Source organism: Cypionkella sp. TWP1-2-1b2, assembly GCF_049896245.1.
Lineage (GTDB): Bacteria > Pseudomonadota > Alphaproteobacteria > Rhodobacterales > Rhodobacteraceae > Cypionkella.
Map to the genome: position 1 here is coordinate 1 of NZ_JAFCTX010000066.1, position 10894 is coordinate 10894.

Genomic DNA, 10894 nt, shown 5'->3' on the forward strand with positions numbered 1-10894 from the left:
GTCTGCGCGATGCGAACCGCATCCCGCTTGAACTCGTCGCTGTGTATCGCTGCCATATCCGGTCTCCTTGATGGCGAGTATTGCTCTCAAAAGACCGGAACGAAACCGGGACAGGTCCATATCACCCAGAACCCTTGGAGGCATTGGCATGAGCCAATCCACGAACCTTGCGCTGCCCTATCTCGGGGCAAGCCAATCGCAAAAACATGTCACGGTGAACGAGGGGCTACGGTTTCTGGACGTGTTGGTGCAGATCGCGGTCAAAAGCGCCGCCCTGTCTTCCCCGCCGGGGAACCCCGCCGACGGCCAGCGCTGGATCATTGGGCCCGCCCCCACCGGTCTCTGGGGAGGGCGCGCGACGCAGATCGCCGCCTGGCAGGACGGGGCCTGGGTGTTTTATGCCCCGAAGGATGGCTGGCTCGCCTGGAACGAGGCGACGCTCACCTCACTGGTGTTCAGCGCGGGCGCTTGGGTGTCGCTTATCGGCGCGCTGTTGGCGGCTGGCGTGAATGACACCGCTTTCATGTTGACCGACGATGCCGATCCGACCAAGAAAGCGACGTTCGAACTGGCGGGCATCAGCACCGGCACGACCCGGACTTTCACTCTGCCCAACACCACCAGCGAGTTGGCGATCCTCGCAGGCACCCAGACTTTCACCGGCAACAAGACGTTCACCGGCACCCTGACAGCATCGGGAACCGTCAGTGTCTCGGCCGCAGCCGCCACGATCGGCACGGCGACCACAACTGCCACTTATGGGCTGGGCACCGGTGCGACAACGACCGGCGTCACGAAGACCGTGAACCTCGGCACCGGCGGTGCGTCCGGATCGACCACGGTTGTGAACATCGGCCCGGTCGCAGCGGGAGCTGGCGGCACGAAGTGGTCAATACGCCGACGGTCACCTTTGCCAATGCGGTGACGCAGGTCGGCATGCCGCAGGCCAACCTCACCGCGCAGTTGCTGGGCCTCGGCGGCGCCACGGCGGACAGCTACAACCGCCTGTCGATCAACGCCCCGGCCATGCTCTTCAACAATGCTGGTGCCGGGATCGAGGCGACCGTCAACAAGGCCGCGCCTGCCAATGACGCCGCCTTCGCCTTCAAGACCGGGTTTTCTGCGCGGGCGCTGATCGGGTTGCTGGGCAGCGACAACTTCGGCTTCAAGGTTAGCGCGGACGGCTCGGCCTTCTTTGAGGCGATCACGATCGACCGCAGCAACGGTCAAGTTGAACTGCCGCAGCCCACCATCCTGCCCGGGCTTGCCGCTGCGCCTGCACCGCCACCGACCGGCAAGATCGCCGTTTATGCCCGCACCAGCGGCGACGGCCCCTTCGATCAGCAGCGTGGCGGTTTGGCGATGTGGGGTGCTGATCATCCGTCCTCGTCGCCCCCCCAGATCGCCCCCAGCTTTTTTCTGAGCACCAGAAGCGCCGCAGTTTCGGCCAAGGCGCGGTCCTTGCGCGCCAGCTCCCGCTCAAGATCTTTGACCCGTTTCCTGTCGTCCCGCGTCGCCTAGCTCATCTTGGTCGTGCTCGCGCGGTCCCAATCGTTCGCTTGCACGCAAGCCAGGCGCCATGCCTTGATTTGCGCGGGGAAAACGCCCCGCTTGCGGCAATATTCCGCCAGATCGGCCTCATTCATCGCCGCCGTCTCCAACACCGCCGCGAACTTGTCGCGCGACGTCCATCCCTCGGCGCCCCCATCAGCATCGGGCAAAAGCTGACCCTTGCCGCGCGCCTCAGCGCGCCACTTGTGCAGCGTCGCCTCCGAAATGCCCTCCTCCTGCGACAAGCGCCGAATGGATGTGTTGTTCGGAGGCAGCATCCGCTTCAGCACCACTACCTTGCGTTCCGGTGAGTATCCCAAATCATCGTCCTATCCCGCCCACCTGAGAAATAGAGTAAAAATAGAGCAGCGGACAACTTCCCAGACACAAAGGGTCTATCGCATCGTCGACAATAAACTGACCGAGCTGGTTGGCTGGGACGGCGCCCTGCTGCTGCAAGAACTGCAGGCACTGCTGGCCGAGGATTTCGACCTTGGGCTGATCGGGATCCCCGAGAATGAGCTGGATGCCCTCTTGGCCGATGCCGACGAGAGCCCTGCGATTTCCGACGATGCGGCCGATGCAATTCTCAAAGCACCTGCCAATCCGATCACCCGGTCGGGCGACATCTTCTGGGCGCTGGGCAAGCACCGCCTTTGCTGCGGTGGTGCCACTGATCCAGCTGCTGTCGCCAGGCTGATGCAAGGCGAACAGGCCACGCTGATGTTCACCTCGCCTCCCTACGCCCAGCAGTGAGATTACGGCGCGGCGAAAGACAAGGTCGGCAATTGGGATGCGCTGATGCAGGGCGTGTTCGCTGCAGCGCTGGTCACCGCGGATGCGCAGGTCCTAGTCAACCTCGGCCTCGCGCACCGCGACAGCGAGTGGCAGCCCGGCAAGCATCACCCGCGCCGATGGCAAGAGCCGGATGGATATCCTGCACTACCGGGCGGAACAGGGCTTCACCCACCCGGCCCCGGCGATCACGCCGCATGGGCTGCAACCCTCGCATCACGCCCCGATCTCGCGCGCTGTGGGCTTTGATGATTGCATCGCATGGGCGGCTCATATCGCGCAGGGTCTTGAAAGCCCGGGCGCGGCGGCGGCTGAACCCGCTGTTCGTCGGCTGGTTGATGGGCTGGCCCATCGGTCACGCGCTCTGCGCCTGCTCGGAAACGGAGTTCACCCTCTGGGAGCAGCATATGCATGGCGCGCTCTCGCTTCTGCCCACGGCCTCGGGCCCTTGGATCTGGCGACCGGTAAGTGGGCCGAACGGCCCGGCCCAGATGAGTCTTTTTGAAGGAATGCTGCCATAAGCATGCAGGGTCGGATCGGGCGCGCAGGCGGCGCTCGGGTGAAACGCGCGCTGAGCGTGCAGGCGATTCTGGAATGGGCGTTTCGGGTGGAAAAGGCGCAGCTGGAGCTGCCGGTGCTAAGGGACAACGACGGGGAAGGCTTCGGCTTTGGCATGGAATACGTGTTGATCCAGCGCGTGCGATTGGGGTGCAAGGTGGACGGCGGTGGCCATAAATCGCAGTCCTACACCCATCAGGATGCAGAAATCGTCGCCGCGCCTTTGGTAGGGATGAAAGGCCGCCGTGATCGCCTCGGGGAAGCTCTTCAGCCCGTCCACGACCGCGATCAGCACGTCCTGGACGCCCCGATTGCGCAGTTCGTGTCTGCAGTCGTGATTTCGGCATCTGCCAAAGCAGCTGTCCAAGTGTTGTTCTGGCTAAATGACCCTTGACATGTATAAAGCGGATCATCAGGCGGGGGTACAGACGGCAGAAGGCCGCCGGAAGCACAACAAGAAGGGTGACACCCTTCGCGGCTTTTAGCCCTGCCGCCTGTCCTGCCAGGACATGAACAGCATCATCCCCGCAATGGCTACTCCAAGCAAGATAAGCTGGACATGGGTGCTGACGTTGTTGAGTTGCAGGATATTCGTCAACACCGACACGATCAGCACACCCGACAACACGCCGAAAACCGTGCCGACCCCGCCTGCCAGGCGGACCCCGCCGACCACCACCATCGTGATGGCGACAAGCTCGTAGCCTATTCCCGAATTTGGGTCGCCGATCCCCAGCCGGCTTGCTGAGATGACGCCGGCGGTCGCGGCAAGCATACCGCTTATGACATAGACCGAAACCTCGATCCAGGTCACCTTGATCCCGAACAGGCGCGCCGTTTCTTCGGAGCCGCCGACGGCATAGACGTTGCGCCCGTACCGCGTGTGGTTAAGGACGACCCAAGCGCCGAGGAACACGATGCCAAGAAACAGCACACCATTGGGCACACCCAGGGCATTGCCTTGCGCGATCAACTTGAACCCTTCGGGGATACCTTCAAACAGCGGTGCGCCACCGGTCATGAAGTAGATCACCGATCGCGCGCCAATCATGGTGGCCAGCGTCGCGATAATCGGTTCCATCCGGCCCTTGGTGATCAACAGGCCATTGATCAGCCCGAACACCGCACCGAACAGGATGGCCGCGAGCACCGAAACCGGCACGCTATATCCCTGCGCCGCAAGGGTCGCGGCGGTGACGTTGCCGATACCCATCACAGAGCCGACCGAAAGGTCGATCCCGCGGGCGAGGACAACGAACAGCATCCCGACCGCAATGATGGCGGGCTCTGCGGCATACTGAAGGATATTGAAGATGTTCCGGCCCTGCAGGAACCTTTCGGACGAGACCGTCCCGATCACCAGCAGCACCAGCACGATCAGCGCTGGCGCGTAATCCGCGAGCGAGACCGTCTTCGTCACCTTGCGGCCGCGCATCAAGATTGGCGTGGCACCCTGCGTTTTGTTGCTTGTCATCTTACCTTCTCCGTTCCTCATCGGGATCGCGCCAGCGTTCTGGTCGGGGTCGGTTGCCCCGCCAGCGCGTTCATCCCGCCCCTAGTTGGTCAAAGCCTTTTCAAGAATGGTCTCTTCCGTGATATCGCCGCCGGCCAGAATGGCGCTTACCTTGCCGCTGCGGATCACGACCACGCGGTCGCACATGCCGATCAGTTCCAGCAGTTCGGACGAATACAGGATCACGGGCAGCCCGCTTTGGGCAAGTGCGTTGATCTCGCCGTAGATCTCGACCTTTGCGCCGATGTCCACGCCGCGGGTCGGCTCTTCCAGCAGCAAAGCGCTATGTGACCCGATGAGCCAGCGTCCGACCAGCGCTTTTTGCTGATTGCCGCCGCTCAGGCTCCCGACCTTGGCGGACGGGCCGTCGGCTTTGATGCGAAGCCGCCGGGAAACGTCGGCGGCGGCCTGATCGACGGCCCGCCGTCTGACCACAAACCCGAGCCACGAAAAATGGCTGCGCAGCGAACTTGCCACGACGTTGAACGCGACCGTCTTGTTCAGGAACAGCCCGTCGGCCTTTCGGTCTTCGGGCACATAGGCCAATCCCTGCTCAATGCTACGCCGGGGATTGGTGATCGTCACCGGATTTCCGTCGATTTTGATCGTGCCGCGACTTGGCTTCACGAGACCGAACAGCGCCTTCATCACCATCGTGGCGCCTGACCCCTCAAGCCCGGCGATCCCCAGAATTTCGCCGTGGCGCACGTCAAAACTTATGCCGTCAAGCGCGCCGTCCACGCTCAGGTCACGCACCTTCATGCGCACCGTGTCACCAGGCGGTGGACGCTTGGGGTAGAACTCCGGCAGATCGCGGCCCACCATCAGCTTGACGATTTCGTCCTCGGTGATTTTGTCTGTGCTCTCGGTCCGCACCAGACGGCCGTCGCGCAGCACCGAGACGCGGTCGGCGATCTGGAAAATCTCGCGCATCCGGTGCGAAACATAGATGATGCTGATGCCGCGGTTCTTGAGCACCCCGATCATCGCGAAAAGCGCGTCGATCTCGCCCTGGTTCAGGTTCGCGGTCGGCTCGTCCATGATGATCACGGAGGCGCCGCTTTGGTGCACGGCCCGGATAATCTCGACCATCTTGCGCGACGAGGGGGTCAGATGTCGCATCTTCATCTTCGCGTCGATCTTGAGCCCGACCGCGTCGAACTCGGCCTGCGCGCCGCCGAACAGTGCCTTCCAGTCGATCAACAAGCCGTATTTCATGGGCTCGTTGCCCGCGTAGAAATTCTCGGCCACGGTCAGATCGGGGATTTCTTGGATTTCCTGGAACAGCGTCGCGACGCCGCCGACCTGTGCATCGTGCGGGCTGACGAAGGCAACCAGTTCGCCGTTCAGGCGGATGGTGCCCTCGTCGGCGCGGTAGACGCCCGAAATGATCTTGATCAGCGTCGACTTGCCCGCCCCGTTTTCGCCCATCAGGGCATGGACCTCGCCCTTGCGGACCTGAAGGTCGAGGTCGGAGATGACCCTGTTAGAACCAAAGCTCTTGGAAAGGCCATTGATTTCCAGCGTATGAACTGCCTGTGTCATCTTCTTTCATTCCTGCCAGACAGAACTACAACAACCACAATGATGATCGCCAAAAGGAACCGCTGGAACCAGATGCCCATCCCCAAAAGGATCAGCAGGTTCAGCATGACGGCGCTGATCATGGCGCCAAGGAAGGCACCGATTACCGTACCCTTGCCCCCCACCAGGCTGCCGCCGCCCAGCACGACCGCGGCGACCGCCATGATCACCACCTCGACCGGCGTTCCGCCCGTTGCGGCGGTGGCCGGCTGGAACGTGCCCACCCGGGCAAAGGTCAGAAATCCAGCGAGGGCTGCCAGCAGTCCGCTGATCGCATAGACCGAACACTCGATCCAGTTGACATTGACCCCGACAATCCGAGCGGCGTTCTCATTGGCGCCCGTTGCGTAGACGTTCTTGCCGTAGGTCGAAAAGCTCATCAGCCACCAGAATATCGCCACGACCAGGAACATCGCCAGTGCCGGGATCGGCACGCCCGCAACCGCGCCGCCGCCGATCGCCTTGAACAGTGGGTCGATGCCTCGCGGGGCTACCGCATTGCCCTGGGTGTAGGTCATGACGATGCCGGTCATGATACCGCCAGTTGCCAGCGTGGCGATGAAGGGTTGCATCCGGCCAAACACGATGAGCAACCCGTTGATCACGCCCAGCCCCGCGCCAAGAACCAGCGCCGCGATGAACGCGACCCAGGCCGAGACGCCAGCGCCTAGCAGCAGAACCGTGCAGAGCCCGACCAGCTGCATGATGGCACCGATGGACAGATCAATGCCGCCGATGATCAGCACCAGCGCCATGCCGACCGCCACAATCGCGAGGTACGATCCCTGTCGGCTGAGATTGAACAGGTTGTCAGCTGTCAGAAAAAATTCTGTGAACAGCGGCGCCAGCACAAAGGCGGCGGTCATCAGCAGCACGAGTATGCACTCTGACCGGTGCTCGCGAAACCAGCCGAACGACGATTTGCGCGTATTGGTTGTCTGCATCGGTGTTCTCCATCCTACGCCATGCATGGGTTAGCCGTGTAGGGTCTTGGTTGTAAGGGTCGGCGCAGATAAACGCGTCAGGACGCAAAGATAGCCAGATAGGACCCGGCGGGCAAAGCCTGCGCCGCAGGACCCGGGTGCCGAAAGGGTGGCTCCCGGGCCATGTGGCCCGGAAACCGGTTGCGGGGATCAGGCAGGCTTGTAGCCGCGCGCGGACTGTTCCGCGATCCCGTAGATTTCGCGCGCCTGCTGTTGGGTGGCCAGCGGACGACCGACTTCGCGGGCAATCGCCTGAACTTCCTGCAACAGCTCAAGGTTCGTGGGGTTGCGCGCCGGATCGTAGAACAGCTCGAGCCCGGTTTTGACATGGCCGCCCAGTTCGATCGTGCGTTTAATGATATCGCGGGTGTCGCGGTCGCCTTCGCCCCAGATCGAGATGCACCAGTTCGGCGTCTTTCCGGTCTGGTTCAGCTGCTCCATCATGTCGAGATAGTAGTAGAGGCTCTCGCGCGTCGGCTCCATGCCGGAGGTGCCGATCGGCTTTGTCGAAGTCAAAGCGTAGGGCCCGATCAGGTAGAAGTCGACGAACGAGCCCGCAGTGGACATGCCGCGGTTGATGTAGTGCATGGCGAGACGCAGCTGGCCGGGCTCGTAGACGCCCCAAATGATGCTCATCTTGTTGGCCAGCGCCTGATCGAGCTGGCCGGCCACCTGCTTGTAGTTCCAGCCGTATTCCCGGCCCTCGATGTGGCCCTTCTCGTTCACGTCGAACGCGAACAGGTTGATGCCCGTATCAATGCAGGAGATGTTGACGTTATGGCTCTTGTGCAGGAAACCGCTGTGCTCGGTGCCGAACTCGTACTCGTCCAGCAACTCGCGGTTGCAGGTGGTCGGATACCACGTCAGGTCGGGTCGCTGGCGCAGCACTTCGTCGTAAACGGGATGGTAGTCCTTGGCGGCCTCCTCCCCGTGCAGGTTGAAGTTGGTGTTGTGCGTGTGGATCGCACAAGAGCCTGCATCCCAGCACCGAAGCGCGTCCTCGACGACTTCGTCGTAAGTGCGCGGCGTGTTGGGGTTCATCGCCTTGGTCCGCTCGCCGTTGAGGTGTGACTCCACGATCAACGGGGTGTCCCACGCGGGCTTGCGGTTTGCGAATTTGTCGAGTGACGTCGCCATGATTTCAGTTCCTCCTCAAGATTGCCGAAGTTATTTGCTGCGCTGCGCCACCCATTTGACCGGTCCACCTCTTGCCGCTGGATTGTGCTGACCCGGGGCCGGGTCAACGCGTGCCCGGTAGGTGTCAGCATATCCTTGGTGCGGCCCAAGAAGTTCCAGTCAGCCCGTACCGATATGAAGCGCGGGCGTCAACGATAAGGCGGTCGCCGTCCTTGCCAAAGCCATCAAGGCACAAGACGAGGTGTCGGCGCGGCCGGGCGCCCTCGTCGAGGGCGCCCGGCTTCTGCCCGCACAACCGTACTGCGGATACCCGCAGTACGGTCGCCGCAAGGCTAGGTCGTGGTCAGGTTATTTCTTGATCCGGTCCAGAAATGCCTGGGCGTTGTCCTGGGTGATCAGCTTCTCGTGGTAAAAGATATTCTTGTCGATCTTTGCGCCCTCGACAACCGCCAGAGCCGCTGCGACGACACGGTCCATGTCCGAGTCCCAATACACGCTGGCCTTGGCTGCAGAACCTTTCAGGATCTCCTCGACCAAGTCTTTCTGACCGTCCACGCTGACCATGACAACGCCGTCTTCACGACCGGCATTGCGCAGCGCGGCCAAAACGCCCATCCCCATTTCGTCGTTCATCGCATATATGCCGTCGATTTTCGGATTGGCTTGAAGCAGGTCAACCGTCGCCGTCATTGCCGGCATGCGGATCCACGCACCCGATTGCTGGCCTACGATATGGATGTCGGGATACTTGTTGATCGCCTCCATGAACCCGCCAAGGCGGAAATCGTAGTTGGAGGATTCGGCCACGCCAGCGATGACGAGGATGTCGCCTTTGCCGCCCAGCTTGTCAGCCATGTATTGCCCAAGAAGCTTGCCATTTTCCCAATCATCAGGGCTCATGAACGACGTGTATGGGATGTTCGCGCTGTCATCCGGGATGCCGGAATTGTTCATCAGCAGCGGAATGCCCGCAGCGATGACGGCTTCGTAACCGGGATAAACCGCGGTGCCCGACAGGCTGCTGATAACCATGGCGTCCGGCTTGCGCTGGATCAGGCTTTCGATGTTGGCAAGCTCGACACCAACTTCGCCCGTGCCTTCGGTGACATAGCAGGTCACGTTCGAGAATTTGGCGCAGTTGGATTTGAACGTCTCGACCATGTTGATGCGGACCGGGTGATTCATCACCACCTGCGAGAACGCCAGCGTCATCGGCTTGCCCGAGCCATAGACTCCCTTTGCGACCCCATCGTTGAACTTGGCCATGATCGCATCGAGGTTCATGTACTTTGGGTCGCTCAGTACGTCGGCCGGAGTCGGATCGTACGCTTTTTTGAAACTCAGGCCATCCGAAAGGGCGGCAGTACCAAATACGCTCATCCCGATAAGAGCTGCCAGCGGCAGCATTGCTAGCTTATTCATCAACACTTTCTCCTCCCATGTGCCGAGACCACCTGCCCCGACCTCCATCAGACACGCTTACTTAATCTTGCACATATGTCAAGAATTTACTTCAGATGTAATTCAGTCGAAGGGATCCTTGATCGACTCCAATACGCGTCCCGCCTGCCGATGAACCTGACAGAATGCGGAGCCTGCCCCGTTCGTTGTGCAGGTATATTTCGACGTAACATACTGTTAGTTAGCAATATATATCGTTTGTCCACCACTTGCCCGAGAGGACGGGACCTCAGACGAAAAGACTGCGCGCAGGGCATGAATGTCCTCGATGCACAAGCAAGCATGCCGGGATCATCTGATCTATTGCGTCTAACTATTAAATTATGTTCACTTAAACGCGGTCATGAAGACGGCAAGAGATGCTTCTGTTTGATTCCACTAGGGGCTTTGGACGTTCAGGATTCCCAAATCACCTGACTTCTGATTCAAGGTTGCCAACAGAGGAGAGCAACCTTGACGCGAAGAGTTTTGAACGATGTCCAGTGGGCCACAATCGAGGCGTATTGCCTTGGGAAGCCATCCGATGCGGGGCAAACCAGGCGCGATCCCCGGCTATTTGTGGAGGCGGTCTTATGGATTGTGCGCACCGAGGCGCAGTGGCGTGAGTTGCCCGATGAGTTTGGCAAGTGGAATTCTGTCTTCAAACGGTTCCGCAGATGGGTCAATGCGGATGTGTTCTATAACATGTTGAAAGTGTTAGCCGCAGACGCCGACCTCGCATACGCCATGGTTGACGGCACCATCGTCAAAGTCCATCGCTCGGGTCAGGGCGCAAAAGGGGGACTCATTGCCAGGCCATTGGCCGCTCTCGCGGCGGCATAACGACGAAAATACTGGCTCTTACGGACGCACTCGGAAACCTCGTCGATTTTCGCCTGATGCCGGGACATGCCCACGATTTACACGAAACCGCCACGCTGATTAGCACCCTATCTGCCGGGCACCTGCTGGCAGACCGCGCCTTTGATGCGAATTGGCTGCGCACGGACCTGATAGAACGCGACATTATTCCGGTCATACCACCAAAATCGAACCGGAAGTTCCCAGCGGGGTTCGACAAGGAAACCTACAAATGGCGACATCTGATCGAAAACTACTTCGGCAAACTGAAAGAAAACAGAGGGATAGCGATGCGCTCCTGCAAGACGGACCAGAGCTTCAAAGCCTTCATCGCAATCGCGGCAACCCTTACCTGTTCCATCCCGGATGATCACATAGACCCTCGGCGCTCTGCGTTTTTCATGGCAAGATCGATCCTGAGGGACATTCGAAGCGGGGTTCGGGCATGTTGATCCATCTTCACAAGCAGGCG

At 60.6% G+C, this 10894-nt stretch carries 8 protein-coding genes and 4 pseudogenes; 5 read left to right on the forward strand and 7 right to left on the reverse strand.

What is annotated here, in order from left to right:
• Positions 1–148 precede the first annotated feature (148 nt).
• A pseudogene (locus ACP7AP_RS23205) lies at positions 149–1350 on the forward strand (DUF2793 domain-containing protein); the annotation flags it as partial.
• A gap of 167 nt (positions 1351–1517) precedes the next feature.
• On the opposite strand, the gene ACP7AP_RS23210 reads toward ACP7AP_RS23205, so the two are convergent.
• Positions 1518–1829, reverse strand: a complete 312-nt coding sequence (locus tag ACP7AP_RS23210; protein WP_426038162.1) for a hypothetical protein — start codon at positions 1827–1829, stop codon at positions 1518–1520.
• Here ACP7AP_RS23210 and ACP7AP_RS23215 point away from each other — a divergent pair.
• The 3 genes and pseudogenes from ACP7AP_RS23215 to ACP7AP_RS23225 form a co-directional block, all read left to right on the forward strand.
• Positions 1804–2307, forward strand: a complete 504-nt coding sequence (locus ACP7AP_RS23215; protein WP_426038164.1) for a hypothetical protein — start codon at positions 1804–1806, stop codon at positions 2305–2307. The two genes, ACP7AP_RS23210 and ACP7AP_RS23215, sit on opposite strands and share 26 nt — an antisense overlap.
• 172 nt (positions 2308–2479) lie before the next feature.
• Positions 2480–2851 carry a hypothetical protein gene (locus ACP7AP_RS23220; protein ID WP_426038166.1) on the forward strand — a complete coding sequence of 124 codons (372 nt, stop codon included), beginning with the start codon at positions 2480–2482 and terminating at the stop codon, positions 2849–2851.
• Positions 2852–2863: 12 nt separating this feature from the next.
• Positions 2864–3139, forward strand: a pseudogene (locus tag ACP7AP_RS23225) (hypothetical protein); the annotation flags it as partial.
• On the opposite strand, the pseudogene ACP7AP_RS23230 reads toward ACP7AP_RS23225, so the two are convergent.
• The 6 genes and pseudogenes from ACP7AP_RS23230 to ACP7AP_RS23255 all read right to left on the reverse strand — a co-directional run.
• Positions 3140–3229, reverse strand: a pseudogene (locus ACP7AP_RS23230) (transposase); the annotation flags it as partial. It abuts the pseudogene before it with no gap.
• A gap of 156 nt (positions 3230–3385) precedes the next feature.
• The gene (locus tag ACP7AP_RS23235; protein WP_426038176.1) at positions 3386–4339 is read right to left on the reverse strand and encodes an ABC transporter permease; all 954 of its coding nucleotides are present in this window, start codon (positions 4337–4339) and stop codon (positions 3386–3388) included.
• Between the two features lie 120 nt (positions 4340–4459).
• Positions 4460–5962, reverse strand: coding sequence for a sugar ABC transporter ATP-binding protein (locus tag ACP7AP_RS23240; RefSeq protein ID WP_426038168.1), 1503 nt, complete (start codon positions 5960–5962; stop codon positions 4460–4462).
• Complete coding sequence (locus ACP7AP_RS23245; protein ID WP_426038170.1) at positions 5959–6945, reverse strand: ABC transporter permease; 987 nt, start codon at positions 6943–6945, stop codon at positions 5959–5961. Before ACP7AP_RS23245 ends, ACP7AP_RS23240 begins: the two co-directional genes overlap by 4 nt.
• Before the next feature lie 189 nt (positions 6946–7134).
• Positions 7135–8121, reverse strand: coding sequence for a 3-keto-5-aminohexanoate cleavage protein (locus ACP7AP_RS23250; RefSeq protein WP_426038172.1), 987 nt, complete (start codon positions 8119–8121; stop codon positions 7135–7137).
• A gap of 348 nt (positions 8122–8469) precedes the next feature.
• On the reverse strand, positions 8470–9543 hold the full coding sequence (locus tag ACP7AP_RS23255) for a substrate-binding domain-containing protein (protein ID WP_426038174.1): 1074 nt from the start codon (positions 9541–9543) through the stop codon (positions 8470–8472).
• Positions 9544–10035: 492 nt separating this feature from the next.
• Between ACP7AP_RS23255 and ACP7AP_RS23260 the strand changes: the two are divergent.
• Positions 10036–10772, forward strand: a pseudogene (locus ACP7AP_RS23260) (IS5 family transposase); the annotation flags it as partial.
• Positions 10773–10894 lie beyond the last annotated feature (122 nt).